Origin of the sequence: Nitrosopumilus sp. b3, assembly GCF_014078525.1 — an archaeon.
Lineage (GTDB): Archaea > Thermoproteota > Nitrososphaeria > Nitrososphaerales > Nitrosopumilaceae > Nitrosopumilus.
Map to the genome: position 1 here is coordinate 1 of NZ_MU078698.1, position 24,326 is coordinate 24,326.

The 24,326-nt window shown below is 32.3% G+C and carries 28 protein-coding genes, 1 tRNA gene and 1 pseudogene; 17 read left to right on the forward strand and 13 right to left on the reverse strand.

Annotated elements, in window-relative coordinates:
- Positions 1 to 470 (forward strand): annotated as a pseudogene (locus C6990_RS10095) (hypothetical protein); the annotation flags it as partial.
- A 146-nt stretch (positions 471 to 616) separates the two neighbouring features.
- On the opposite strand, the gene C6990_RS10100 reads toward C6990_RS10095, so the two are convergent.
- Positions 617 to 898: a hypothetical protein gene (locus C6990_RS10100; protein WP_182131037.1), complete on the reverse strand. Its 282-nt coding sequence runs from the start codon at positions 896 to 898 to the stop codon at positions 617 to 619.
- Complete coding sequence (locus C6990_RS10105) at positions 895 to 2,007, reverse strand: tryptophan--tRNA ligase (protein ID WP_182131039.1); 1,113 nt, start codon at positions 2,005 to 2,007, stop codon at positions 895 to 897. The genes C6990_RS10100 and C6990_RS10105 overlap by 4 nt, the downstream gene beginning before the upstream one ends.
- 51 nt (positions 2,008 to 2,058) lie before the next feature.
- Here C6990_RS10105 and C6990_RS10110 point away from each other — a divergent pair, with 51 nt between their 5' ends.
- From C6990_RS10110 to C6990_RS10130, 5 genes are all read left to right on the forward strand, one after another.
- On the forward strand, positions 2,059 to 3,447 hold the full coding sequence (locus C6990_RS10110) for a phenylalanine--tRNA ligase subunit alpha (protein ID WP_182131041.1): 1,389 nt from the start codon (positions 2,059 to 2,061) through the stop codon (positions 3,445 to 3,447).
- The gene (pheT, locus tag C6990_RS10115) at positions 3,438 to 5,084 is read left to right on the forward strand and encodes a phenylalanine--tRNA ligase subunit beta (protein WP_182131043.1); all 1,647 of its coding nucleotides are present in this window, start codon (positions 3,438 to 3,440) and stop codon (positions 5,082 to 5,084) included. Before C6990_RS10110 ends, pheT begins: the two co-directional genes overlap by 10 nt.
- A 281-nt stretch (positions 5,085 to 5,365) precedes the next feature.
- Positions 5,366 to 5,785 carry an EVE domain-containing protein gene (locus tag C6990_RS10120; RefSeq protein WP_182131045.1) on the forward strand — a complete coding sequence of 140 codons (420 nt, stop codon included), beginning with the start codon at positions 5,366 to 5,368 and terminating at the stop codon, positions 5,783 to 5,785.
- A gap of 43 nt (positions 5,786 to 5,828) precedes the next feature.
- Complete coding sequence (locus C6990_RS10125; protein WP_014963852.1) at positions 5,829 to 6,068, forward strand: Lrp/AsnC ligand binding domain-containing protein; 240 nt, start codon at positions 5,829 to 5,831, stop codon at positions 6,066 to 6,068.
- An 18-nt stretch (positions 6,069 to 6,086) separates the two neighbouring features.
- The gene (locus C6990_RS10130) at positions 6,087 to 6,653 is read left to right on the forward strand and encodes a hypothetical protein (protein ID WP_182131047.1); all 567 of its coding nucleotides are present in this window, start codon (positions 6,087 to 6,089) and stop codon (positions 6,651 to 6,653) included.
- Positions 6,654 to 6,656: 3 nt separating this feature from the next.
- Here the strand turns inward: C6990_RS10130 and C6990_RS10135 are convergent, their stop codons facing one another.
- A complete protein-coding gene (locus tag C6990_RS10135) occupies positions 6,657 to 7,289 on the reverse strand; it encodes a hypothetical protein (RefSeq protein ID WP_048115161.1) in 633 nt (210 codons plus the stop codon).
- Positions 7,290 to 7,444: 155 nt separating this feature from the next.
- On the opposite strand from C6990_RS10135, the gene C6990_RS10140 reads away from it, so the two are divergent.
- Positions 7,445 to 9,709: an aconitate hydratase gene (locus tag C6990_RS10140; RefSeq protein WP_182131049.1), complete on the forward strand. Its 2,265-nt coding sequence runs from the start codon at positions 7,445 to 7,447 to the stop codon at positions 9,707 to 9,709.
- Positions 9,710 to 9,746: 37 nt separating this feature from the next.
- Here C6990_RS10140 and C6990_RS10145 read toward each other — a convergent pair.
- Positions 9,747 to 9,820, reverse strand: a tRNA-Trp gene (locus C6990_RS10145).
- Between the two features lie 90 nt (positions 9,821 to 9,910).
- Between C6990_RS10145 and C6990_RS10150 the strand changes: the two genes are divergently transcribed.
- Genes C6990_RS10150 through C6990_RS11145 form a run of 5 tightly spaced genes read left to right on the forward strand, consistent with a single transcriptional unit; the run spans position 9,911 to position 13,908 of the window.
- The gene (locus tag C6990_RS10150) at positions 9,911 to 10,444 is read left to right on the forward strand and encodes a hypothetical protein (protein WP_182131051.1); all 534 of its coding nucleotides are present in this window, start codon (positions 9,911 to 9,913) and stop codon (positions 10,442 to 10,444) included.
- A 30-nt stretch (positions 10,445 to 10,474) separates the two neighbouring features.
- Entirely contained in the window at positions 10,475 to 11,443 is a 969-nt protein-coding gene (gene pdxS, locus C6990_RS10155) for a pyridoxal 5'-phosphate synthase lyase subunit PdxS (RefSeq protein ID WP_182131053.1), read from the forward strand.
- Entirely contained in the window at positions 11,440 to 12,057 is a 618-nt protein-coding gene (gene pdxT, locus C6990_RS10160) for a pyridoxal 5'-phosphate synthase glutaminase subunit PdxT (RefSeq protein WP_182131055.1), read from the forward strand. Before pdxS ends, pdxT begins: the two co-directional genes overlap by 4 nt.
- A gap of 58 nt (positions 12,058 to 12,115) precedes the next feature.
- Positions 12,116 to 13,219 (forward strand): hypothetical protein, encoded by a 1,104-nt coding sequence (locus tag C6990_RS10165; protein WP_182131057.1) that lies wholly within the window; start codon positions 12,116 to 12,118, stop codon positions 13,217 to 13,219.
- 8 nt (positions 13,220 to 13,227) lie between these two features.
- Complete coding sequence (locus C6990_RS11145; protein WP_182131059.1) at positions 13,228 to 13,908, forward strand: hypothetical protein; 681 nt, start codon at positions 13,228 to 13,230, stop codon at positions 13,906 to 13,908.
- A 5-nt stretch (positions 13,909 to 13,913) separates the two neighbouring features.
- Here the strand turns inward: C6990_RS11145 and C6990_RS10175 are convergent, their stop codons facing one another.
- The 3 genes from C6990_RS10175 to C6990_RS10185 form a co-directional block, all read right to left on the reverse strand.
- Positions 13,914 to 16,232, reverse strand: a complete 2,319-nt coding sequence (locus C6990_RS10175; RefSeq protein WP_182131061.1) for a valine--tRNA ligase — start codon at positions 16,230 to 16,232, stop codon at positions 13,914 to 13,916.
- 7 nt (positions 16,233 to 16,239) lie between these two features.
- Positions 16,240 to 17,055, reverse strand: a complete 816-nt coding sequence (locus C6990_RS10180) for a 6-pyruvoyl trahydropterin synthase family protein (protein ID WP_182131063.1) — start codon at positions 17,053 to 17,055, stop codon at positions 16,240 to 16,242.
- A 67-nt stretch (positions 17,056 to 17,122) separates the two neighbouring features.
- Entirely contained in the window at positions 17,123 to 17,401 is a 279-nt protein-coding gene (locus C6990_RS10185) for a 4a-hydroxytetrahydrobiopterin dehydratase (RefSeq protein ID WP_182131065.1), read from the reverse strand.
- 73 nt (positions 17,402 to 17,474) lie between these two features.
- Here C6990_RS10185 and C6990_RS10190 point away from each other — a divergent pair, with 73 nt between their 5' ends.
- Positions 17,475 to 18,230 (forward strand): asparagine synthase C-terminal domain-containing protein, encoded by a 756-nt coding sequence (locus tag C6990_RS10190; RefSeq protein WP_182131067.1) that lies wholly within the window; start codon positions 17,475 to 17,477, stop codon positions 18,228 to 18,230.
- Here the strand turns inward: C6990_RS10190 and purB are convergent.
- The 3 genes from purB to C6990_RS10205 all read right to left on the reverse strand — a co-directional run bounded on the left by purB (position 18,223) and on the right by C6990_RS10205 (position 20,431).
- Positions 18,223 to 19,584, reverse strand: a complete 1,362-nt coding sequence (gene purB, locus C6990_RS10195; RefSeq protein WP_182131237.1) for an adenylosuccinate lyase — start codon at positions 19,582 to 19,584, stop codon at positions 18,223 to 18,225. The genes C6990_RS10190 and purB overlap by 8 nt on opposite strands.
- 157 nt (positions 19,585 to 19,741) lie before the next feature.
- The gene (locus tag C6990_RS10200; protein WP_182131070.1) at positions 19,742 to 19,963 is read right to left on the reverse strand and encodes a hypothetical protein; all 222 of its coding nucleotides are present in this window, start codon (positions 19,961 to 19,963) and stop codon (positions 19,742 to 19,744) included.
- A 6-nt stretch (positions 19,964 to 19,969) separates the two neighbouring features.
- The gene (locus tag C6990_RS10205; protein ID WP_182131079.1) at positions 19,970 to 20,431 is read right to left on the reverse strand and encodes a CBS domain-containing protein; all 462 of its coding nucleotides are present in this window, start codon (positions 20,429 to 20,431) and stop codon (positions 19,970 to 19,972) included.
- Positions 20,432 to 20,543: 112 nt separating this feature from the next.
- On the opposite strand from C6990_RS10205, the gene C6990_RS10210 reads away from it, so the two are divergent.
- The gene (locus C6990_RS10210) at positions 20,544 to 20,969 is read left to right on the forward strand and encodes a universal stress protein (protein WP_182131081.1); all 426 of its coding nucleotides are present in this window, start codon (positions 20,544 to 20,546) and stop codon (positions 20,967 to 20,969) included.
- A 27-nt stretch (positions 20,970 to 20,996) separates the two neighbouring features.
- On the opposite strand, the gene C6990_RS10215 is transcribed toward C6990_RS10210, so the two are convergent.
- The gene (locus C6990_RS10215; protein WP_182131083.1) at positions 20,997 to 21,137 is read right to left on the reverse strand and encodes a hypothetical protein; all 141 of its coding nucleotides are present in this window, start codon (positions 21,135 to 21,137) and stop codon (positions 20,997 to 20,999) included.
- Between the two features lie 76 nt (positions 21,138 to 21,213).
- The gene (locus C6990_RS10220; RefSeq protein WP_182131085.1) at positions 21,214 to 21,414 is read right to left on the reverse strand and encodes a hypothetical protein; all 201 of its coding nucleotides are present in this window, start codon (positions 21,412 to 21,414) and stop codon (positions 21,214 to 21,216) included.
- 122 nt (positions 21,415 to 21,536) lie between these two features.
- Between C6990_RS10220 and C6990_RS10225 the strand changes: the two genes are divergently transcribed.
- From C6990_RS10225 to C6990_RS10235, 3 genes are read left to right on the forward strand one after another with little or no spacing between them, the layout of a single operon-like run.
- The gene (locus tag C6990_RS10225) at positions 21,537 to 22,985 is read left to right on the forward strand and encodes an RtcB family protein (RefSeq protein WP_182131087.1); all 1,449 of its coding nucleotides are present in this window, start codon (positions 21,537 to 21,539) and stop codon (positions 22,983 to 22,985) included.
- Complete coding sequence (locus tag C6990_RS10230) at positions 22,982 to 23,401, forward strand: DNA-binding protein (protein WP_182131089.1); 420 nt, start codon at positions 22,982 to 22,984, stop codon at positions 23,399 to 23,401. The genes C6990_RS10225 and C6990_RS10230 overlap by 4 nt, the downstream gene beginning before the upstream one ends.
- Positions 23,398 to 23,709 (forward strand): hypothetical protein, encoded by a 312-nt coding sequence (locus C6990_RS10235; protein ID WP_182131092.1) that lies wholly within the window; start codon positions 23,398 to 23,400, stop codon positions 23,707 to 23,709. The genes C6990_RS10230 and C6990_RS10235 overlap by 4 nt, the downstream gene beginning before the upstream one ends.
- On the opposite strand, the gene C6990_RS10240 is transcribed toward C6990_RS10235, so the two are convergent.
- A complete protein-coding gene (locus C6990_RS10240; protein WP_182131094.1) occupies positions 23,706 to 24,209 on the reverse strand; it encodes a 30S ribosomal protein S11 in 504 nt (167 codons plus the stop codon). The two genes, C6990_RS10235 and C6990_RS10240, sit on opposite strands and share 4 nt — an antisense overlap.
- Positions 24,210 to 24,326: the final 117 nt, after the last annotated feature.

The following is a 24,326-nucleotide window of genomic DNA, read 5'->3' on the forward strand; positions in this document are numbered from 1 at the left end:
GACAAAACAAACCACAAGATTCAGGAAATGATAGATACTCACGAGATGATAGAGGTTCAAGATCTTCCCCTAGACGGGAATCTGGTAGAGAAAATAATAGAACTAGAAAACCAAGAAATGATAAATTTTTGAGAAAACAAGAGAGTTTCTTTTCAAATGGTTCTGAGAAATTTTATGAAACTATCAAAGAGAAATTATATGAAATTTTAGGTGGAAAAATCTGTTCTAATTGTGGTTTTAAGGATGAAAGAGCTTTAGGAATCAGTCCAATTTCTGAAAATGTAACTTCTGATAATTCCGGTCGTGGTGGTGATGCTGCATCTTGGGGAAAATATATTTCAGCACCAGATCTTGCTAGAGAAGAATTAAAGGTCTTTTGTTTAAATTGTAATCAAATTCGAGAACCTGTACCAAAACAAAAAGACAGAGCAAGACCAAAATCTAAAAAGAGTAAATACTTTCCTAGATAATCCTAGAATCATTTTTGAGAATTTATTAACACTTTAATTATAATTATTTTAGAATAATATTATGGATGGAGATCAAAAGGCTTTGGGAATCGCTATGATCATAATGGTGGGAATAGCTGCTCTATATACTGCATTTGGTTCCTAGATTACCCCTTTACAATTTCTACATTGACATCATTAACTGAGGTAGAAATAATCTTATGTTCCTTGTCAAGTACTGATTGAATAAAATCTGCAAATTCTTCTACATGTCCTTCCTCTTTGAACATAATACTATGAGCTGATTTATCTTTCAACGAAATGACCAACTCATTTTTTATAATGTTGAGAATTGCTGTAATGTATGTCTCTTTTCCTTCTTTAATGAAAATTAAACTAGCAAATTTTTGAGCCTCATAATTATCATCAAATGTGATGCTGAACTTCATTTATTCTCCAAAAGAAATCTGTGAATCTTATCTTTTGCTTTTTCTCTTTTTTCTTGATGAATTAAAAGAAAATTATTAATTTTTTCAATTAGTATTGCTTTTAATTCACCTGATAGTAATTTTCCAGATTTATAATCTTCATAAATTGTTTTTAATTTATTATCATCTGGCTCAAAAAATATTCTTAAATATTGAAATGAAACATCAATGTCTGGATTCCCCCCAATCTTTCTATGCTCCTCAATATCTGGTTGACCTCCAGAAAATGCATGTTTGTTGATTTTCTTCTTTACGACATTTGGTGAATCAGTAGTGTAAATCGTTCCATTTTCATCTGATGCTGACATTTTTCCTCCAGGACCTTTTAATGCAGGAATCATGATGTTGTGAATCAATGCGGGTTTTGGTTTACCAATTTTTGGAGCTATATCTCTTGTTAATCTAAAATGAGGATCTTGATCTACACCTAATGGAATCAAAACCGGTTTATCTTCAATGAAACATGGGGCAGATTGTAATGATGTATAAAAAATCATTCCGATGTTTGTCTCATTTGTAAAACCAAATGTTGCTTTTGTATTAGAAAAATTAATTTTCTTTGCAACTTGAGCTGCAATAGGATAAAGTGTTTGAATATTTTTTGTATTAATAATAATTTTTGTCTTGTCTGGTTTGAAACCTAATGCAATAAAATCAAGAGCATTTTCAAAAGCAAATTTGTTTGTCTCTTCTAAAGTAATATTAGGTTTTGAAAAAAATTTCTCATCATCTGTAAGCTGAAAATACATGTTAACATCAAATTTTTCTTGTAACCATTTTGCAAATACCCATGGAACCAAATGTCCAATATGAGTATGTCCAGATGGGCCCCTTCCAGTATATAGAAAGAATTTGTTCCCTTTTTCATATTCATCAAGAATTCTGCCCATTTCTCTATGAGAGAAGAAAATTCCTCTTCTAAGCATAAAATTGTCTTCTCCTGTAATTTTCTTGATTCTCTCCAAAAGATCTGATGAAATCTTTTCTGTACCAAATTGCTTGATTAATTTGTCATAATCGATATCGCCTTCAACATGCCAAGGAGTTACAATAAAGTCATCAGCTGACATTCATCTTGACTTAGGTTAAGGTTTAAAAAGTCTTTTTCAGATTCTTTGCTGTTGTCGCAAGTTTTTCATGAAATTGAAAAAAAAATTATCATGTCTCTTAGAGATAATCCAAAACAATCTCCTGAAACCCTTGAAAAATCTACACATCTTTCCCCTGATCAAATCCGACGAGGTATTGAATGGCTTCGATTAAAGGATCTAGCAATTGTCACTGAATCAAAATCAAGTATTCTTAGATTAGGAAAAAATGGAATTGAATCATTTCAAAAAGGATTACCTGAAAGAAGACTGTTAAATTTACTTAAGACAGGTCCTAAAAAATTATCTGATTTACAAAAAGAATTGGGATTTGTTTTTGGACCTTCCATGGGTTTAGCAAGAAAAAATAATTGGGTTGAAGCATCATCAGATCAAATCTCGATCAAAAATATTCCTTCAGAACTTCCAGGAGAAAAAACCATCAAACTTGTAGGAGAAAATAAAATATCTAAAGATAAAGTTGACATTAATGATTTATCTGCTCTATTAAAAAGGCCTGATTTTATTATTGAGGATACTATAATTTCTAAAGAGATTAGTTTATCTGATTCTTCAAAATCCATCAAACTCACAGATTCTAGTGGCGAAATTGATGTTGAAGCAAAAGTTCCAGAAACTTTTGTTGCCAGAACTCACCCTCTAAAAGATACTATTGATGAAATTCGTGAAATTTTTGTAACATTAGGGTTTTCTGAAATTCTTGGAAATATGACTCAATCCAGCTTTTGGAATTTTGATGCCTTGTTTACTCCACAAGATCATCCTGCAAGAGAATTACAAGATACATTTTATCTGGAAAAAATAAATGCTAAAAAAATTGGAACACCAGAACAAATTAGAAAAGTTTCTGAATCACACAAAAAAAATTGGCGATATCAGTGGGATATTAATGAAGCAAGAAAAATGGTTCTGAGAACTCACACTACTTGTGTGACAATCAAGCATCTTGCTGAAAATAAACCTGATGAGGCACGTTTTTTCTCCTTAGGACGTGTATTCCGTAATGAAAAGGTAAGTTACAAACATCTTGTCGAATTTAATCAAATTGAAGGGGTTGTTGTTGGAAAAGATGCATCTTTAAGAAATTTAATGGGAATTCAACGAGAGTTTTACAAACGAATTGGTATTACTAAAATAAAATTTTGGCCAACCTTTTTTCCATACACTGAACCATCTCTTCAAACAATGGTATACAATGAAAAATTAGATAAATGGATTGAATTATTTGGAATGGGAATTTTTAGACCTGAAGTAACAAAGCCATTAGGAATTACGAAACCTGTTTTAGCTTGGGGTGGTGGAATTGAAAGAATTGCTATGCTAAAATATGATTTAGATGATGTTAGAGAATTTTACAATAATAATCTTGGTTGGTTAAGGAGTACAACAAAATGCCAGTAGTAGAATTATCTTATTCACGACTTCAAAAATTAGTTGGTAAAGTTTCAAAAAAACAAATTGCTGATTCCTTACCTTTTCTTGGATTGGATATAGAATCTGAAAATAAAGATCTAGTTCGAATTGAATACAGTCCAAATAGACCTGATTATTCAACGGATTTTGGAATTGCACTTGGACTGCAAGGATTACTCGGAATTAAAACCGGTATTGTGAAACTTAATGTGAAAAAATCTAGCAAATACCCAATTATTGTAAAATCTAGCGTATCTAAAATTAGACCGTTTGTAACTGGTATTGTTGCAAAAAATGGAAAAATTGATGATAAAACAATCAAACAATTAATGACTATGCAAGAAGATCTTCATTTTGGGATAGGGAGAAAAAGAAAAAAATCATCCATCGGCATTCATGATTTAGATAAAATTTTATTCCCTTTAGTTTACACCGCTACTAACAGAGATCATAAATTCATTCCACTAAATTCTGAAAAGGAAATTACGATAACTGAAATTCTTTCTAACACAATTGTTGGGAAAGATTATGGTTCTTTACTGGGACAATCCTCTCAAGTACCTCTAATTTTAGATAATAATCAAAAAACTGTATCTTTTCCTCCGATTATTAATGCTGCAGTCACTACAGTTACTACAAAAACAAAAAATCTCTTTGTTGAGGTAACTGGAATCAACAAGGAAGATGCAGAAGATATGCTTTCAGTAGTAGCAACTATTTTACAAACCGCAGGGTTTTCCTTGGAATCTGTAAAAATTTCTGGATCAAATAATTCTACTCCAAAACTAGAACAAAAGAAAATCAAAGTCAGTTCTTCACTGATTAATCAGATTCTTGGCTTGAATTTAACAACATCAAAAATTATTTCATCTTTGAAAAAGTCTAGATTGGATGCATTATCAAAAGGTCCAAACATTACTTGTACTGTTCCTGCATACCGCTTTGACATTTTTGGTCCTATGGATTTGGTAGAAGAAGTAGCTTTGGGATATGGAATTCAAAATCTTGAACCTGCAATCTCTCCATCTCAAACTATAGGAAAAATCAATCCAGTATCAATTCAATTAAAATCATTAGATCAAACTATGATTGGACTAGGATTTCTTGAAGCATTGAATTCTAGTTTGAGTAGTAAACGTGTACTATATGATATGACAAATAGGGATTCTTCAAAAATTATTTCTGTGCTTGATTCAAAAAGTCAGGAGCATACAATACTTAGAGACTCTATACTGCCTGAATTATTGGAAAATCTTTCAAGAAACATTCATGAAACATATCCTCAAAAAATATTTGAAACTGGAACTGTTTTTGGTCTTGATAATCCTATTTCTGAAAAAATTAATTTTTCAGGAATTAGTGCTCATAAAGATGCAAACTTTACTGAAATTAAATCAATATTGCAATCTGCATTAAAAATTAGATTTGGAATAAATATTGAAACTAAGACTACTACAAACCCCACTTTTGAAAATGGCCATTGTGCATCAGTAGTTCTTGATAATTCTCAAATTGGAATTATAGGAAAAATTGATTCAAAAATTATTGAAAATTATAAAATCCGTGTACCTGTTGTGGGATTTGAAATATCCTTATCTGAATCAATCCTAAAACATCGAACTTAATTTATTAAAATTACTATTGTTCATAAATAATTCCTCAATGGTTTTTAGTAGGAGTAGTCCTATAATTAATCGCCCAAGAGCAGGCATGCAGACGGATTAGGATGAGTCGATCGTAATGATACCAGTGATTTCTAATTCACCCAGGTGTGCTACATTATGGGCAACCCCGGTTTCCGAACGCGAGGAGGCGTATGGCTATGTACCAATGATTTTGTGCGAGTCAGAACCGGGGAACATTATTTTTTAAAAAGATAAAACAACCATTGATTCAGAGAAATTGCATGGTAAACTATTGGTTAGCAAAACAAGAACCCAGTGGTCCTAGAGGATATAACTTTGAACAATTAAAGAAAGAAAAAACTACTGTGTGGGATGGAGTTCATAACAATCTTGCATTAAAACATATGAGAGAAATGAGATCTGGTGATCTGGTTTTATTTTATCATACAGGTGATGAGAGGCAAGCTGTTGGAATTATGCAAATTACATCAAAGCCATACCCTAACCCAAAAGAGGATAATGAACGTTTTATTGTAGTTGATGTAAAATATAAAAAAACATTGAAACGTCCTGTTACGCTTGATGAAATGAAAAAAGATAAAAAATTCAAAGACTGGGAATTAATTCGAATATCTAGATTGTCTGTAATGCCTGTTCCAAAGCCACTCTGGGATACTATCTTAAATATTTCTGAAAAGTAACTGTAATCGGTTTATTGATATAGTCGATTTGTTTAATGAAAACATGGCAACAGCTTATGTTTTAATAAACTGTGAACTAGGCTCTGAGGAAGCTATTATTCAGCAACTCAAAGGCTTAGAAGGTGTAAAAGAAGTTCATGGAACTTTTGGTGCATATGATATTTTGGCCAAAATTGAATCTGACACTGTAGAAAAACTAAGAGAAACAATTACTTGGAAGATCAGAAAAATTGAAAAAATTCGTTCAACTCTTACCCTAATGGGTATTGAAGGCCAAACATAAACACCCTTTTTTCTTATTATGATTTTACATTTTATTTTTGTAATAAAAGAAGAAGATCGTGAAAAACGAAAATTCGAATTTGAATATATCAAAAAAATGGGCCAATTTTACAAATTATGGATTAAAGAAAAATTTGGTATTAATTATGAAATTCAATGCGACGAATTAATTACAAAACCAACAAGTATTCTTCAAAGATTAGACACTCATACATTTGTTAGAGATCACAATCAAAGGGGAAAAGACATTTATCACTTTTACCTCACTCATTTCAAACCCTTGTGGACCGATTGCACATGTGACGGATACCATGCTGAAAATTTTGGATTGGTATTTTGGCAACCTCCAAAACAAGCTGATGATACTTTGTTTCTCGCTGAAAAAAACTGTACAACTGTATCGCATATTTTACTGCATGAGTTTTTACGAAAACTTGGACACAAAAAGTTCATTCAAGAGGTTCATGATATTTGGACAAAACATCTCTTTGAACAGTTAGAATTTGAACAATATGGAGATGATTTTCAAAAAACAAATGAAAAGCCTATGTTTTTAACAATTGATACTTCTCAGGTAAATTTGTAAAAATTAACACTTTGTAACTGAATAAATATTATTTTCAAAGTTTGCTGTTTTAAAATCTAATTTATTTTCGGGATCATTTGTTCTTGATTTACTCAAATTCTCAAGCTCAACTAATGCATCTCCTCTAAATCCTACTGAAGAACCATAAATTGCATCAGTTAACATTGTTCCATGATCACCTTTTTTAATATCATCTACCATTTCATAAAATCTAATTGTTTCTTTTTTATTAACTGGGTTTCCAGTTGCTTTGTTATATGCTACTGAAATATACATTCCGTTATTTTTTACTGCAACAGGAATTTTGTGATTCTTACCTGATTCACCTGGAATTGTCTCGTTAACTAAAACTTCACATTTGTGATACATACTTGATACATATGCATAGAATCTATACTGTGCATATTTTCCTGCATCATCTTCTTCGCAACCTACAAAGACTTTGTGTAGTAATTCTAATGCATCATCATTCATACTTTGTAATCTATCATCTATTCTGCCTCTTTCTAGAAGATCTGATTTACACTCTTTAGCAATTAAAACTAGAATAAAATCTGGTAAATTATAATTCTTCAAAGCTGCAACAAAGGCTCCAGCTTGCGACATTCCAAATTTTGGGAAACCTTTATTGACCATTTTTGAAAATCACCCCAAAAAACATACTACTCCCCAACAATGTAGTAAAACATGCCTTTGGCTTATAATTGTTAAGGATTTTGTATGCCTATATTACTATTTTTTCTAAATTTTAAATTGTAAATAATAAATTCAGGAGAAATTCACTGCTTTCTATGGAGATTGATTCCACCCCTGAATTAGTTTCAAATGTTTATTCAAAAATCAAAGAGAATATTGTAAAATATAGAAACGTAGTTGAAAGACCACTTACTCTTACTGAGAAAATTTTATCTGGTCATCTTTATGAGGTTCCTGATAAAACCCTTAATGGCGGAAAAGATTATGTTTTTCTTAAACCTGACAGAGTTGCACTACAAGATGTAACCGGTCAAATGGTAATGCTTCAATTCATGCAAGCTGGATTAAAACAATCTGCCTTACCAACAACTGTACATTGTGATCATCTGATTAGAGCTGAAGTTCAAGGTGATGTTGACATGAAAGTTTCTCTTAATGAAAATAGTGAGGTTTTCAAATTCTTGCAATCCGCATCTGCAAAACATGGATGTGGTTTTTGGAAACCTGGTGCTGGAATCATTCATCAAGTGGTTCTTGAAAATTATGCATTTCCAGGAGGTTTGATGATAGGTACTGATTCTCATACTCCAAATGCTGGTGGTTTGGGAATGATTGCAGTTGGTGTAGGTGGATTAGATGCTGCTGAAACTATGGCTGGACTTCCTTGGGAATTGCTATATCCAAAAAAAATTGGTGTTAAATTAACTGGAGAACTTAATGGTTGGACTGCACCTAAAGATATTATTCTGAAAGTTGCAGAAGAACTAACGGTTTCTGGTGGAACTAATTCTATTGTTGAATACTTTGGACCTGGTACACAATCTATCAGTTGTACTGGTAAAGCAACTATTACAAATATGGGTGCAGAAATTGGTGCAACTTGTTCAATATTCCCATATGATGAGAGAATGGAAACTTATCTAAAATATACAAACAGAGAAAAAATCGCTGAATTAGCAAATCAAAATAAAGAATTACTTGTAGCAGATCCTGAAATTGAATCAAATCCTGAAATCTTTTTTGATAAAGTAATTGAAATCAATTTATCTACATTAGAGCCACATATTGTTGGACCCCATACTCCTGATTTAGCTAGAACAATTTCTGAATTAGGTGAAGATGTAAAATCAAATGATTACATTGATCCAATATCTGTTGCATTGATTGGAAGTTGTACAAATTCATCTTATGAAGACATGTCTAGAGTTGCAAGTATTGCTCTACAAGCAAAAGAAAAAGGAATAAAATCTAAAATCCCTTTGTTAATCACTCCTGGTTCTGAACAAATCCGTGGAACTATAGAAAGAGATGGTCAGATGGATTCTCTTAAAGAAATTGGTGCAACTGTTCTAGCAAATGCATGTGGACCTTGTATAGGACAATGGAACAGACCTGAATTACAAAATGAAGAGAAAAATACAATCGTTACCACATTTAACAGAAATTTCCCAGGAAGAAATGACGGTCATCGTTCTACTTTGAATTTTATTGGTAGTCCTGAGATGATTATAGCGCTAGCATTAGGAGGTCGTTTGTCCTTTAATCCATTAAAAGATGAACTTACTGCTTCAGACGGTACAAAATTTAAACTGCAACCACCTAAACCTGCACCGGAAGTTCCTGAGAGTGGGTTTATGATTCCTGAAGGAATTTACATTGCACCTCCAGAAAACTCTGCAGATGTTGAAGTAATTATTGATCCTAACAGTAAAAGGCTACAACTCTTAGAACCATTTTCAAAATGGGATGGAAAAGACTTTGTTGATTTACCAATTCTGGTAAAAGCTAAAGGAAAATGTACTACTGATCATATCTCACCAGCTGGTGCTTGGTTGTCTCTTAGAGGTCATTTAGATAATTTGAGTGATAACATGCTTTTAGGAGCAGTTAATTCATTTAATGATGAAGTAGGTAAAGGAAAAAATATACTGAATAATCAACTTGAAGGATTTTCAAATATTGCAAGACAGTATAAAGAAAAACAGATGAGATGGGTTATCGTCGGTGATAATAATTACGGTGAAGGTAGCAGCAGAGAACACGCTGCAATGTCCCCTAGATATTTAGGATGTGCAGCGGTAATCACTAAAAGTCTTGCTAGAATTCATGAAACCAATTTGAAAAAACAAGGAATTTTGGCATTAACTTTTAGCAATCCCGATGATTATGAAAAAATTTTAGAAGATGATAAAATCAGTCTTTTAGAATTAAATGAGTTGGAACCCAATAAACAAGTAAAATGTGTTTTAACTCATAAGGATGGAGGTAAAGATGACATTTTACTAAATCATTCTTACAATAAAGCTCAGATTGAGTGGTTTAAAGCTGGTTCGGCACTTAATGTTTTAAGAAATAGATAGTCTCTTTTTACTTAGAACATCTACTATGATTAGAAAGTGGGCTCGGACGGATTTGAACCGACGACCGATGGTTTTGGAGACCATCGTCCTACCTGGCTAGACTACGAACCCACAAGAATCAAAATATTCTGCTTAAATTTTAAGTTACTTTTAATCAAGATTTATTTGAGAATGGTGAAAATTTGTATTTGTTCATAAATCATGGTAAAACCAATCTACTTAGCAATTGGAGCAATTCCTGTAATTGTGGCACTTTTAATTTCTATTCCGCTACTTACTAAAAATGAAATTCCAATGTCTGCAGCAAATTCTGTTGATAAAATTGAAATTGAATATACAAAACATCAATTAAAGAAAATTTCTTATGGAATTACAGAAAGAACTGGATCACAAAAAACTGAAATTCTTTTCATAAAAAATAATGGTGAACTTAAATATTCTGTCACTGAACAAGGATATCTTCAACCTGATATTCGCTCAAAACTAGATGATAAAAAACTAGAAAAACTAAAGGCACTAATTAAAGAAACTGGTTTTATTGCTATTCCCTCAGAATCTTTTTCCATTCTAGAAAATGCAACTGATTATCAGAAATCAAATGTAAAAATTACTCTTAATGGTCGTGTAAATCAAATTCATTGGCCTGAACAAAATGCTACTTCGGATTTCATTCCTCCAATTATTACCATGGTTGAATCTGAACTTGATAAGATTATTTCTGAAATAGGTGAATAGGTACAAATAGTCATTAGTGAAAATTAGAATATGCTTCCATTATCTGGTGAACGATTAGATGCTAAAGGAATAGTTTCTGATTCAATAAACTCTATTGATACTTTACGTGGTTCGTCTACTGTTAAACGAGGATTTGCTCATATGCTTAAAAATGGAGTTGTTATGGATGTAACAACTGTAGAACAAGCTCAAATTGCTGAAGAAGCGGGTGCAGTCTCTGTTATGGTTTTAGATAAACTACCATCTGAAGTGCGCAAAGCTGGTGGTGTTGCCCGTACTGCTAGTATTAGAATTATTGAAGATATTATGGATAATGTTACTATTCCTGTCATGGCTAAATGTAGAATTGGACATGTCAATGAAGCCCTAGTTCTTCAAGAAACTGATGTTGATATGATAGATGAATCTGAAGTTCTTACACCAGCTGATGAATTCCATCATATTTGGAAATGGGATTTTACAACACCTGTTGTAAACGGATCTCGATCTCTTGCAGAAGCTTTGAGAAGAATTGAGGAAGGTGCATCAATGATCCGAACAAAAGGAGAACCCGGAACTGGAAATGTTGCAGAAGCAGTAACTCATATTAAAAAACTAAATGATGAATTAAGAACGATAAAGGCAATTTATGATTCTGGTGATAATCAAGATTTAGTTAGAATTGCACGTGAATTCAAAGTATCTTATGATATTGTTCATCAAACTGCTAAACTTGGAAGACTTCCTGTTGTAAATTTTGCAGCTGGTGGAATTGCAACACCAGCTGACGCTGCATATTTAATGTCTCTTGGATGTGATGGAATTTTTGTAGGTTCTGGAATTTTTAATGCAGATGATGCAAAAGAAAGAGCAAGAGCAATTGTTTTAGCTACAACTTTTTGGAATGAAACTGACAAAGTAAAAGAAGCACAAAAAATGATTGATGAAAGACAATCTATGATAGGTTTGGATGTTAAAACACTAGAATTGCGTATGCAAGATCGTGGTGGTTCATCATGAGCCTTAACGTTGGCGTTTTATCAATCCAAGGAGACGTTCAAGAAAATCTCCTATCTGCCAAAACTGCACTAGAAGAATTAGGTTTAGATGGTAAAGTTAGTGATGTTAAAACTCCCGAGGAAATATCTCATTTAGATGGTTTGATAATTCCTGGCGGTGAAAGTACTACCATAGGGCAACTTTCTTTGGTAAATGGTTCACTTAAAGTTCTAAAGGAAAGAATTGAAAATGGAATGCCCGTACTTGGAATATGTGCTGGGATGATTATGTTATCTAATACTGCTAATGATCGTGTTATGGGTAAAACTGATCAACCTCTTTTGAATATTCTTGATATTAAATTAGAGAGAAATTCATTTGGAAGACAAAAAAAATCCTTCGAAGCTGATATCTCTTTAGATTCCATTGATATTCCAAAATTCAATGGAGTGTTTATCCGAGCACCCTCTGTATCTGATGTAGGTTCAGATGTTGAAGTCTTATCAAAATTCAATAATCGTATTGTTGCAATAAAAAAGGGTAATGTGATTGGAACTGCATTTCATCCTGAACTTACTACTGATACCTCAGTACACAAATATTTCATAAATCTAGTAAAATCTTTTAAAAATTAACTCAAAGTGATGATTCGTAAGCAATTCTTTTTAATCATTATCTAGCCGAGCTTATAAAATGGACAAAAAATTTGTGTTATTTGGCATTTTGACCTCAATATTGTTAGGAGGTATTTTTGGACTATTTTCAATTAACGAATCATTTGCTGATGATAATCTTTCTGTAAGTAGAGAAAATTCTGAAGCATATCAAAAACAAATAACATCTGAAGAAGAAAAACAAAAAGCTGAAGAACGACAACAAAAACTAGATGAAAAAGAACAAGAGAGAAAACAAAAAGCTGAAGAACGACAACAAAAACTAGATGAAAAAGAACAAGAGAGAAAACAAAAAGCTGAAGAACGACAACAAAAACTAGATTCAGATAGAAAAAAACTTGAGGAAAGATTATCTAAGAAAATAAACAAATATGAAGAGAAATTAAAAGAGATTAAAGAAAAATATCAAAATAGAATTGAATCTGAATTTTCAGGAGATGCAGAAAATCTTTCAAATGATATTTCAAAATTACAAGATAAATTAACTAAAAAATCAGAAGATATTCGTAAAAAACTAGAGGCAAAACAACAAACACTAGATTCTAGAACCCAGAAAATTCTTGAAAAAATTAACAATGGAAATTATTTAGGCGATAAAATTGGAACTTCTAACATAATTGAAACATATAGTCTTGTTTTTGATTCCGTTCAGGCTATCGGAATTCACGATAAAACTCAATTATCTACTCTTGAGGGTATTATGAATTTCAATACATTTGATAAGAGTAAATCTAATCTAAAATTGGAATTACAAGATTGTAAAATTTCTGTGGATGGCATTCCTTACAATTGTGGATTTGGAAAAGCTCGATCAACCTCTTCGGGAAATACTGAAGCAAAAGATTCGCTTGTGATTATTGCATTCCTTGAAGATGATGTTATTGAAGAGGTACACTCTACGCTTAAAATTTCATTAAATGCTGATTTTCCTATTGGTGATATCGATGGATCAAGCCAAGTTTCAATTTTGGGACCTCAAAGTAAAATTTCCGGTTTGTGGTTTTTAGATGGAACTGGAACTTTGACTAGAACCGTATCATTAACTGATGATTCAACAGTTGTTTCTAACGGTGATGAAATTACTGTTGAGTTGGATGAAGACATTGGTGTAAGTGGTAATTAATATTGCTAATGAAAAATTTATTTTTCTTATTTGGCTTTGTTTTACCAATTTTTTTAATTTCTTCATCTCCGTCATCTTTTGGTGATGTAGGTTCTGTTTCTGTTGAATCATTTGATGTTGATTATAATATTGAAAATGGAGTTCTTGATTCGATTTTCTTAGATCCTGATTTTATTGAATTAATCATAATGATGGATACTACATCTGATGGAACTATTGAACTTACAATTCCCAGAAATTTGTTAGATGCAAAATTTGATACAACCGATGATGTTTTCTTTATCTTAGTTGATGGTTTTGAAACCGATTATGCAGAAATTAATTCTGATTCTGATTCTAGAACACTTGTAATTCCTTTCTTTTCTGGAGATTCAGTAATTGATATTATTGGAACTGATGCATTAACCACCTTTTCAACAGAATCTCAAATCCCATCATGGATTAAGAACAATGCAGGTTGGTGGGCTGATGGACAAATAGATGATGTTGCATTCATTCAAGGAATACAATATTTGATTACTGAAAATATTATGTTTATTCCTGAAACAGAACCTGGAGAATCCTCTGCAAGTGGAATCCCATCATGGATTAAGAACAATGCAGGTTGGTGGGCTGATGGACAAATAGATGATGTTGCTTTCATTCAAGGAATACAATATTTGATCACAAATGGAATTTTAGAGGTCTAATAGGCTCAATCTATCAGATTGTGCATTGATTTCAAATCTTTTTTGTATGGTTCTAACATAGAAGGAATTTCAATTTTTATTGAATCTTTTAATGATAATCCTTGATCTTTTTTCTCATTCCAAACTTTAGAATTAAATTCAGTGATCTCTTTAGTGATGTTACTTTGTTCTTCAAGATTTTCGGAATCAACTTGTTTTTCTTTATGAATACTTTCTTCTGAATACAAAATCTTCCAAAGATGTTCAGTAATAAAAGGTGTAATTGGCGCTAAAAGTTTTAAAACTGTTGACAATGTTTTATGAAGCGTAAATATTGCACCATCTCTTTCTTCATCAGTAAACTCAATTCCATATGCTCTAGCTTTTACCATCTCAATATAATGTGCTGCAAACAAATTCCAAGTAAATTCTCTTATTGCAATAGCAGGAATGAAAAAGTTGTATTCATCATATCCTTTTTTACATTCTTTTACTAAATTATCTAATTCTGATAAAATCCATTTATCTGATGCTGTAAGATCCCCTGATTTAATCACAGGGAAACTAGACAAAAATCTTGACACATTCCATAACTTACTAAGGAATTTTTTACTTGACTCAATTTTTTGTTCATTACATCTAAAATCATATCCGTGATTAATTTCACTTGCACTCCAGAATCTAAAAGTGTCAGCTCCTAATTTCTCAATTACTGGCAATGGATCTATTGCATTTCCTTTACTCTTACTCATCTTCATTCCTTTTTCGTCTAAACCATATCCCATTATCCATGCTTCAGACCATGGTTTTTCTCCCGTTAATTGCTCACATCTTAATAGAGTGTAGTATAACCATGTTCTAACAATATCTTTTGCTTGAGGTCTAATCGAAGCTGGATACACTTTTTTAAAAAATTCCTCATCTCTGTTAAATTTGCTGATGAAAAGTGGGGATACACTTGAATCCATCCATGTATCAAATGTTCGTTCCTCACCAACAAATTCTGTTGAATTACATTTGGAACAATTACTGATTGGACATTTTTCCTTCCATGGTCTATAGTACTTTCCAGGCTCAGGAACATGAGGTTCTGAGCAGTTTTTGCAGTACCAAATTGGGATTTCAGTACCATAAAATCTTCTTCTTGAAATTGGCCAGTCGATATTGATAGATTCTAACCAATTCATCAAAATCTGTTTATGCATTGATGGGTGGAATGTAATTTCTTGCCCTAAATTTTTGATTTTTACAATTGCGTCTTTTTGTTTTAGATAATATTCTTCCATTGGAATAATTTCAATTGGAATCTTACTTCTCTCTGAAATCGGTGTTCTGTGATTAATTTCTTCAATTTTTTCTAAAAATCCATTTGTTTCTAAATCTTCAATGATTTTTGTTCTTGCTTGTTTTGGTTTTAATCCCACATATTCACCTGCAACCTCAGTCATTCTTCCATCTAATCCAATTGCAACAATCTCTTCTAGTTCTAATTCTCTAAATAATGCTACATCGTTTTGATCACCGTAACTACATACCATAACAGCTCCTGAACCAAATTCTTCTTTTGCAGAATGGTGTGTTTTTAATTCCACTTCCACATTTGTTATTGGAACAATTATTTTTTTTCCAATGTATTTTGTATATCTCTCATCTTCAGGATTGACAATAATAGTTCTACATGCACAAAGTAATTCTGGTCTAGTACTTGCAATAATTATTTCTTGATCCGTATCTTTGATTTTAAATTTCATGTAAACTAGTTTTGTGGGTAAGTCTTGGTATGTAATTTCTGCATCTGCAATAGTTGTACCTGAAACCCAATCATAGTTATTGGGTCGATTTGCTAGATAGACTTGTCCTTTTTTCCATAACTCTATGAATGTTGATTGTGTGAGACTCCTATATTCTTCTGAGTCTGTTCTGTAGTAATTTGCAAAATCCCCACTAATTCCCAAACTTTTCATTATCACAATCATCTCAGCCTCTAAATCATCTAGTGCTTCTCTGCAGAGATTTAGAAATTCACCTCTTTCTGTTTCTCTCATTCTAATATTGTGTTTTTTCTCTGTGTACAGTTCAACTGGTAATCCGTTTCTATCTATTCCAATTGGAAAATACACATTTTTCCCACTCATTCTTGCAGTTCGTGCAATCATGTCTATTTGTGAATAATGAGCAGCTGCTCCAATATGCCATGGTCTTCCTGAAGGATATGGAGGTGGAGTGTCTATTGTATAATTGTCATCTTGTGGTGTAAAATCATAAATCTTTTCATCTTCCCATTTTTTTAGAATTTCTTTCTCTAATTCTGGATTCCATGCTTTTTCTGAAATTTTAGGTTCCATTTCTTAACTATCTTGAAATATTTGAAATAATATGTGAACCCTTGTTGTAGCCTTCATAGATGTATACACCAACTGCTTCTACATTTGATGGCATTTTTGGTGCTAATAATTTTATAATTTCACTTGATAGATTTTCTACGGTAGCTTCTCCTTCTAAAAGATATGTTGTATTTTTGGGAACTTGTAATTCAAACATCCCTTTAGGACCTTCAAATTTAATTTGAAAATGTGAATCATCTTCTTGTTTGAGATATTTTCTATTGATGAAAAATTTATGATCAAATACGTTTACAACTTCTTTGATAATTTTTTTAGCTTCTCCAAAATCCAATAGCAAATTATCTTTCATTTGTCCTACAAGCTCTACCATTACAGAAGATGTATGTCCATGTAATATTGAGCATTTTTCAACTAAAGGCAGTATGTGTGCATAATCAAATGAGAATGATGCATCTTCTAGAAATATTGAACCTGTTTGTGGTGTTTTATCATAAAATACAACATCTTGTAATTCTTTAATTTGTGCGACGTATTTTGCATGCCCTATTGCCATTACTTTATCTTGAGGAAAATCTTCTTTGATTTGTTTATATTTTTCAATATCTCCATCATTATCAATAACTTCGATTAACCCCTTCGCTGTTTTAAAATCAACACTTACTTCATTTCCATTTTTCAATGTGATCTTGTGATTGTATTGATATTCTTGTTCAAGAAATGTTAGCATTTGTGCTACTGTCAATTCTGTTCTGGTTTTGAGTAAATTTCCCTTTTTATCGATATATCTAAAATCTGAATCTAGAATTGTTGGACTTGTTGCCATTTGAAGTCATCTAACTTTGGATATAATATAAATTCTGTAATGAATATGCCTGATTTTTTATTTACAATTATTCCAGAGAATTTAGAATTTTGGCAAGATTGACATCGTTTTTTGTAATGCCTCCAGCGTCGTGAGTTGTCAGCTCTACTGTGATTCTATTGTAAACATTAAACCACTCTGGGTGATGATTCATTTTTTCAATCTCCATAGCTGCTCTGGTCATAAAGCCAAAAGCTTGATTAAAGCTTTCAAATTGAAATTCTTTGTGTAGTTTTTGATTCATAACACTCCAACCTTCCAAGTTCTTTAACTCTTCATCAATATCTGCATCTGATAATTTCATCATATTCATTAAGAAATAGTGTTAAATTAAAAGATTGATTCATTACATTTCTATGGGAATTATGTCGTGAATAATCATGGATAAGGCAAATGAGAAACTGCTTGAAAATATTAAAAATTCTATTTTAGATACAATAAACGAAAAGAAAATTGGAATTGCTTTTTCTGGAGGAGTAGATAGTACATTAATTTCAAAAATATGCTCTGACATGAATTTCGATATTACTTTGTTGACAATTGGATTTCCAGATTCACATGATATTTTGTTTGCAAAACAAGTAAATGAATATCTAAAATACCCTCATCATGTATTAGAGATTGACTCTGAGACTTTTCCTACAATTTCCTCAAAAATAAATGAGAAAATACAAACTGAAAATCTATCTTGGAATGAAAACTGTATTGCATTTTATTATGTTTCTAAACTTGCTAGTAGCTTGGAACTTGATACAGTAATCACAGCTAATGGAATTGATGAATTATTTTGTGGTTATAATGCATACAGAGAAGCATTTTCTGGAGGTGAATCTCAAATTATTGAAGTAATGAAATCTAAATTAGATAATGAATTGAAAATGATGAAGGCCGTTAATCTTATTGCATCAGAATTTGAAGTAAAAATTCTACAACCTCTATTGTCTGAAAAATTTATTGAATATGCAAAAACTATTCCAATATCTGAAAAAATTCATGATTCTGAAGATTTGTATCGTAAGCACATTATACGTAAATTAGCTAGTGACATTAACGTTCCAGAACTTTCATGTACAAAACGAAAGAAGGCGTTACAATATGGTTCTAAAATTCACAAGGCTTTTCTGAAAACTAGATGAATTTTTTTATTGTATTTTGAACAGATTTTTGTACATTTTTAATTATTGCTGAAGATGCACCAAGATGTTTTTCTGGAGAAAATATTGCGCTGATTTCTATATCAGTCAAGTTTGAAGAGAATGCTTTATCATTTTTGATTGCATCGATGTATTGAATTCCTTTATCATTTGCCTCAAATGCAACTCGTTGAACATCTTTGTATGCTACGAATCTTGGGATGCCTTTTTTGATTAGAGCTTCTAAGACGAATTCTGCAAATATCTGTCCCTTTGTAATGTATAGATTCTCTACAATTCTTTTTTCATTTACCATCAAATTTGAAACAATTCTGGTCATGGTTTCAAGCATTTCATCAACTAAAATCGATACTGTTGGGATTACGAATCTCTCGTTAGCTGAATTTGAAAGATCCCGTTCGTGCCATAATGGAATATTTTCAAAGGAAACTGCAACTTGACTTCTTACTAATTTAGATAATGATGATACTCGCTCACTTTTGATTGGGTTTCTTTTAACAGGAACTGCACTACTACCCATTTGTCCTTTCTTAAATTGTTCAGCTACTTCCCCAATTTCAGTTCTTTGCAAGTTTCTAATCTCTATGGCAATCTTTTCTAAAGTAGAACCAATTAATGCCAATTCAAATACGTACTCTGCGTATCTTTCTCTTGGTACCACTTGAGTTGTCACTTCGGCAGGAAATAATTTTAATCGTTTTGATGCTCTTTTTTGCACTTCTAGTGATTTTGCACCCATTAGTGAACCAGTACCTACAACACCTAATGTTTTACAAATTAAAATCCTCTTCTTAATTTCCTCTATTCTTTCTACATGCTTTGCCATTTCAGCTGCCCAATTAGCAAATTTTAATCCAAATGATATGATGCTTGCATGTTGTCCATGAGTTCTACCAACAGCTGGAATCTTTTCATACTTTACAGCTTTTTTTGCAAGAATTGATGCCATCTTTGCAACTTTGGGTTCAATGATTTGTAATGCATCTCTCATTTGCATTGAGTTACTTGTATCTACTAAATCGTTACTTGTTAATCCATAATGAATCCATGGTCTGGCACTTTTACTACATTTCTCACTTAATGATTCTACAAGAGCTGCCGTATCGTGATCACTTTTAGCTTCTAATTGTTTTATTCTTTTAGCAGTAATTTTTCCAGACATTGCTGCTCTGAAGATTTCCTTTCCAACACTTTTTGAGATCATTCCTATCTCGCTTTGAGAAATTGCAGCAGCTCCTTCAATCTCTAATTGATAATCTACTTTTCTCTGCTCACTAAAAATATCCATCATTTCTTTAGTTCCATAACGACCATTATCAATAGGTAAAATTGCCAACATTCTCTCTCTTTTTACACAGAAAATAAATCTACTTGTGAAATTTTAATTAATTCTGTCTCGTAACTCGTGACAATCACATAGACATCCCTTCTGACAATTCATTCTCTTACAGTCTGAGCACACTTTTTTGTTCCAATATGGAGCGGTATTCATACTAGTATCTCTGATTTACCTTGAATGTACCTTTCTTTACTTGAAGAAGAATTTTGATCAAATACAACGTCCAAATCCCTATCAAAATATAATACAAAAAACTAACATCTGGTTTATCTAGAATTTTTTCTGGTTCTTCTTCTACAGGTATGTCAAATGGTGGCATGTACACAATTCCAAGGAAAATTGGAATTCCAACTAGTAAAATAATTGGCATTACCATGACTTTTTAATTATATGGACTATAATTAGAATAAATTTTTGCTACAGAATGAAAGTACATATCTCTAATGTCTTCTTCTACGCTAACTGCCAGTAAATTAACAATATCTGTTGCGGTAATCATTCCAACTACTTTATCATCTTCTAGAACTGGAAGCTTCCTTACTCCACGTTCAAACATTAAATCAGCTGCATTTCTTACTGATTCATCTGAATTTATTGATAATAATGGAGATGACATTATTTGTTTAATTGATGTTGAAATTTCATATGCATGTGCTGCTACTTTTACTGCAAAATCTCTATCTGTGACAATCCCTATTGGAAAATTTTTTTCCATAATGATAACTGCTCCTACTTTAGCATCTTCCATCATTTTTGCAGTTTCATTAATTGTCATTGATGCATCTACAGAAATAACAGATTTTGTCATTACATCTTTAATTGTGATGGTTTTAGCATTACTCATTTTAATATTCAATGTTTTCTTAAATATTTTAGAGTCTTTTAGAATATCAAACTTGAAAATCATATTAGATAATCTAAATCGGCTTTAAATTGAAATTTGATTGATTTTTAACATGACTTTCAAAATTAAGAAAATTCTTGTACCCCTAGATGGCTCACCTAATTCATTTCGAGGTTTTGATGTTGCAGTACAAATGGCAAGAGAGTCACATTCTACAATTACTGGTCTGTATGTTTTAGGAATTGTTAAACCAAGAGCTAGTGACCCAATTACTCCTTTAGAGAAAATTTTATTGGAACATGCTCAAAAAATCATGAAAAAAGCAAAATTACTAGCAGCTAAAAAAGGAATTTTGTTTTTTGATAGAATATCTTATGGCGATGATGGAAAAAGAATTGTTGAAGTGGCAGAAAAACAAAATTTTGATCTAATTGTAATTGGTTCAAGGGGAATGGGTGCTGCAAAAGAGCTATTTCTTGGTAGTACTTCAAATTATGTACTTCATAAATCAAAGAAACCCGTACTGATTGTAAAATAAAGAAAAAACATAGAATTTCCTTGGATTCTAAACATCTGTGCCTGTTGTTACCCATTCTAGCGCCCTGAGAACTCCTTGATAATACTTTATTGCATCCATTGATTTAGTTTCTGTAAGTCTTTTTTCAATCCCTTTTCTGTATTCTTCTATTTCTTTTTCAGTTTTCATGAATAACTAAACAAAATTTAGTAGATTCATTAATCTTTAGATGATGTAGTAGGAATCCATTAAATATTGAATTTTTTTAACTTCTTGATCTTTTTCGTACAGTTGCAATCTTTTTTGATGATCTGGCTTCTTTTGTTTTTGCATTTGATTTTGCTACTTTACCTTCAGTTTTCATACTTTTTCCACTTCTTCTAGCAGCTCTAGATGCATCTGCTCTAATTTTCTGTTCTTCTTTTTGCTTTTCTATTTCTTTATCAGTTAACTTTTTTCTTACCATGTTTGATAAAACTATTTTATCCTAGATAAATTAGATGATAAATTTCTTGTTTGGTAATATTCTGCCAATTTCTTTTTCTATTCTTCTGATGATTTAAATTGGATTGAAGGGATTTTTTACTCATGTCATCTTCTAACCCAAAAAAAATCGGAGAAAACCAATACCAAATTGATGCTGATTCTAGTCTTGGAATGAAGGTACCTGTGAAAATTTATGCTGATGAACCGTTATTACAAAAAATGCTATCTGATAGAACAATTATGCAAGCACGAAATGTTGCATCAATTCCAGGAATAGTCAGTCATAGCGTTGTTTTGCCTGATGGGCATGAGGGTTATGGTTTTCCAGTAGGCGGTGTTGCAGCAATGGATGCTGAAGAAGGAATGATTAGTCCAGGTGGTGTAGGATATGATATCAATTGTGGTGTGAGATTACTTCGTTCAAATTTAGATGAACAAACAGTTCGTTCCAAACTTAAAGAATTAGTCAATGATCTATTTAGCTCAATTCCTTCAGGGGTTGGTTCTAAGGGTGCAGTAAAACTTAGTCATTCAGAACTAGATGAAGTTTTAGTTGAAGGTGTAAACTGGGCAATTGATCATGGATATGGCTCATCAAATGATTCAGATGTTTGTGAGGAAAATGGTCAAATTCAAAACGCTGATCCAAACAAAGTTTCTGATAAAGCAAGAAAGAGAGGTGCTCCTCAACTAGGAAGTTTGGGTTCTGGAAATCATTTTCTAGAAGTACAAAAGGTTGCAGAAATCCATGATGAAGAAGCAGCAAACAGAATGGGAATTAAAGAAGGAACTATTACTGTTTTAATTCACTGTGGCTCCCGAGGTTTTGGTCATCAAGTATGTAGTGATTATCTTAGAGTTTCCGAACAAGCAATGCAAAAATATGATATTGACTTGCCTGATAGAGAACTTGCATGTGTGCCAAACAATTCTGAAGAAGGTGAATCTTATAGAAAAGCAATGTTTGCTGCATTAAATTTTGCATGGAGTAATAGACAAATGCTAACGCATTGGACTAGGAATTCTTTTGAACGTGTTTTTAATCAATCGGAATCTGATCTTGATATGAAATTAGTTTATGATGTTGCCCATAACATTGCCAAAGTAGAAAAACACAAAGTTGATGGTGCAGAAAGAAAATTAGTAGTTCATAGAAAAGGAGCTACTAGAGCATTTCCTGCAAATCGTGATGAAATCCCATCTAAATACCGTGATTTAGGTCAACCTGTCTTGGTACCCGGTTCAATGGGTACTGCAAGCTGGATTTTACTTGGTAAACCCAACTCAATGAATTTGAGTTTTGGCTCTACTGCTCATGGTGCTGGAAGAACAATGTCTAGATCTAAAGCCAGAAGGAATTATTCTGAAAATGATGTAAAAAAATCTCTCAATGATCAAGGAATATTTATCAAAGCATTAACACGGGACGGTGTTGTCGAAGAAACCCCTCAAGCTTACAAAGATGTAGATGCTGTAGTAAATGTGTCTCATAATTTGGGAATAGCCACAAAAGTAGCAAAACTAGTGCCTATTGGTGTGATTAAAGGTTGAGCGAAGAAGATTCTGAACTTGAAAGATTAAAAGCAAAGCGACTAGCTGAAATGCAAAAAAATATTTCTACACGAGAAGAAATCAAAGAATCTACAAAATCTCAAAAAGAAAAAATTCCTGAAAATCCTCGTGCTTCAGTTGTAAAGATTCTTGGATTTCGAGGATTAGAAGTTTTAGAAAATGCTGAATCACAATTTCCAAATGAAACTAAAATAATTATAGACAAAATATTTGAATTAATTAAAACTGGTGAAATTAATGAAACTCTTGATGGGGGGAAGTTGCTGACTCTGTTTCGATCAGTTGGACTCAATGTTCGAATGGAAACTAAAATTAATGTTGAACAAGATGGAAAATTTGTATCCTTAAGTGATAAACTCAGTAAGGGCTCATCTGAAAATAGTGATGAAGAATGAGTATTGTATTAGAAGTTGGGACAAAAAATTATGCTGATGATCTACTATCCATAAAAAAATCACTCTCACATATGGAAAGTCTTCTAGGATGTTATAGTGGATATACTGTTAGTGAACCTTCAACAAAATTTGGATGGACTTTTTTTAAATTATCCTTTAAGCCTGAATTACAGGCCGGAATTGAAGAAAAGTTTTCAGGCATGATAGAGAAATATCGATGGAGTGATCAAACACAAAAATTTGTTAAATTTATGACAGATTATTTCCTTTCTAGAGGTTGTGATGTTAAAATAAAATTGTCTGATTAGACTCTTCTTCCTCTTTTTCCACCTTTCTTTCTAGTGGTGTCATGAGGGATAGGTGTTACATCATCAATTCTTCCAATCTTGAATCCGCCTCTTGCCAAAGCTCTGATTGCAGCTTGTGCTCCTGGACCTGGAACTCTAGAGCCAACTCCTCCTACTGCACGAACTCTGATGTGAAATCCTGTGAATCCTTTTGTTCTTGCAGATTCTACAACTGCATTTGCAGCTTTCATTGCAGCAAATGGTGATGACTCATATCTGTCAGCATTAACGTGGATTCCACCTGAACTAATTGATACAGTCTCTGCACCAGTAAGATCAGTCATATGAATAATTGTATTATTGTAACTACTGTAAATGTGGGCAATTCCCCATTTGTCAGGTCCTTCTTTTTTTGCCTCTGGTTGAGCCTTGGATTCTACTTTAGCTTCAGTTTCTACTTCTTCAACTGGTGTTTCTACCACTTCTGGAACTTCCTTGATTTGGGCTTCAGTTTCTGACAATATCTACTCACACCTTAAAGGGTTTAAAAAACATTGATTTTCTAATTTTGCCTAAATTTGATCACTTGACTTTAAAATGCTGATTGTTCATATACTATTTTAAACTGAATTTCTTTA

What these genes read in the sequence shown, in the direction of transcription:
- C6990_RS10100 (WP_182131037.1), bottom strand. Translation starts at nt 898, where the DNA reads ATGAAGTTCAGCATCACATTTGATGATAATTATGAGGCTCAAAAATTT.
- C6990_RS10105 (WP_182131039.1), bottom strand. Translation starts at nt 2,007, where the DNA reads ATGTCAGCTGATGACTTTATTGTAACTCCTTGGCATGTTGAAGGCGAT.
- pheT (WP_182131043.1), top strand. Translation starts at nt 3,438, where the DNA reads ATGCCAGTAGTAGAATTATCTTATTCACGACTTCAAAAATTAGTTGGT.
- C6990_RS10120 (WP_182131045.1), top strand. Translation starts at nt 5,366, where the DNA reads ATGGTAAACTATTGGTTAGCAAAACAAGAACCCAGTGGTCCTAGAGGA.
- C6990_RS10125 (WP_014963852.1), top strand. Translation starts at nt 5,829, where the DNA reads ATGGCAACAGCTTATGTTTTAATAAACTGTGAACTAGGCTCTGAGGAA.
- C6990_RS10130 (WP_182131047.1), top strand. Translation starts at nt 6,087, where the DNA reads ATGATTTTACATTTTATTTTTGTAATAAAAGAAGAAGATCGTGAAAAA.
- C6990_RS10135 (WP_048115161.1), bottom strand. Translation starts at nt 7,289, where the DNA reads ATGGTCAATAAAGGTTTCCCAAAATTTGGAATGTCGCAAGCTGGAGCC.
- C6990_RS10140 (WP_182131049.1), top strand. Translation starts at nt 7,445, where the DNA reads ATGGAGATTGATTCCACCCCTGAATTAGTTTCAAATGTTTATTCAAAA.
- C6990_RS10150 (WP_182131051.1), top strand. Translation starts at nt 9,911, where the DNA reads ATGGTAAAACCAATCTACTTAGCAATTGGAGCAATTCCTGTAATTGTG.
- pdxS (WP_182131053.1), top strand. Translation starts at nt 10,475, where the DNA reads ATGCTTCCATTATCTGGTGAACGATTAGATGCTAAAGGAATAGTTTCT.
- pdxT (WP_182131055.1), top strand. Translation starts at nt 11,440, where the DNA reads ATGAGCCTTAACGTTGGCGTTTTATCAATCCAAGGAGACGTTCAAGAA.
- C6990_RS10165 (WP_182131057.1), top strand. Translation starts at nt 12,116, where the DNA reads ATGGACAAAAAATTTGTGTTATTTGGCATTTTGACCTCAATATTGTTA.
- C6990_RS11145 (WP_182131059.1), top strand. Translation starts at nt 13,228, where the DNA reads ATGAAAAATTTATTTTTCTTATTTGGCTTTGTTTTACCAATTTTTTTA.
- C6990_RS10175 (WP_182131061.1), bottom strand. Translation starts at nt 16,232, where the DNA reads ATGGAACCTAAAATTTCAGAAAAAGCATGGAATCCAGAATTAGAGAAA.
- C6990_RS10180 (WP_182131063.1), bottom strand. Translation starts at nt 17,055, where the DNA reads ATGGCAACAAGTCCAACAATTCTAGATTCAGATTTTAGATATATCGAT.
- C6990_RS10185 (WP_182131065.1), bottom strand. Translation starts at nt 17,401, where the DNA reads ATGATGAAATTATCAGATGCAGATATTGATGAAGAGTTAAAGAACTTG.
- C6990_RS10190 (WP_182131067.1), top strand. Translation starts at nt 17,475, where the DNA reads ATGGATAAGGCAAATGAGAAACTGCTTGAAAATATTAAAAATTCTATT.
- C6990_RS10200 (WP_182131070.1), bottom strand. Translation starts at nt 19,963, where the DNA reads ATGGTAATGCCAATTATTTTACTAGTTGGAATTCCAATTTTCCTTGGA.
- C6990_RS10205 (WP_182131079.1), bottom strand. Translation starts at nt 20,431, where the DNA reads ATGAGTAATGCTAAAACCATCACAATTAAAGATGTAATGACAAAATCT.
- C6990_RS10210 (WP_182131081.1), top strand. Translation starts at nt 20,544, where the DNA reads ATGACTTTCAAAATTAAGAAAATTCTTGTACCCCTAGATGGCTCACCT.
- C6990_RS10215 (WP_182131083.1), bottom strand. Translation starts at nt 21,137, where the DNA reads ATGAAAACTGAAAAAGAAATAGAAGAATACAGAAAAGGGATTGAAAAA.
- C6990_RS10220 (WP_182131085.1), bottom strand. Translation starts at nt 21,414, where the DNA reads ATGGTAAGAAAAAAGTTAACTGATAAAGAAATAGAAAAGCAAAAAGAA.
- C6990_RS10225 (WP_182131087.1), top strand. Translation starts at nt 21,537, where the DNA reads ATGTCATCTTCTAACCCAAAAAAAATCGGAGAAAACCAATACCAAATT.
- C6990_RS10235 (WP_182131092.1), top strand. Translation starts at nt 23,398, where the DNA reads ATGAGTATTGTATTAGAAGTTGGGACAAAAAATTATGCTGATGATCTA.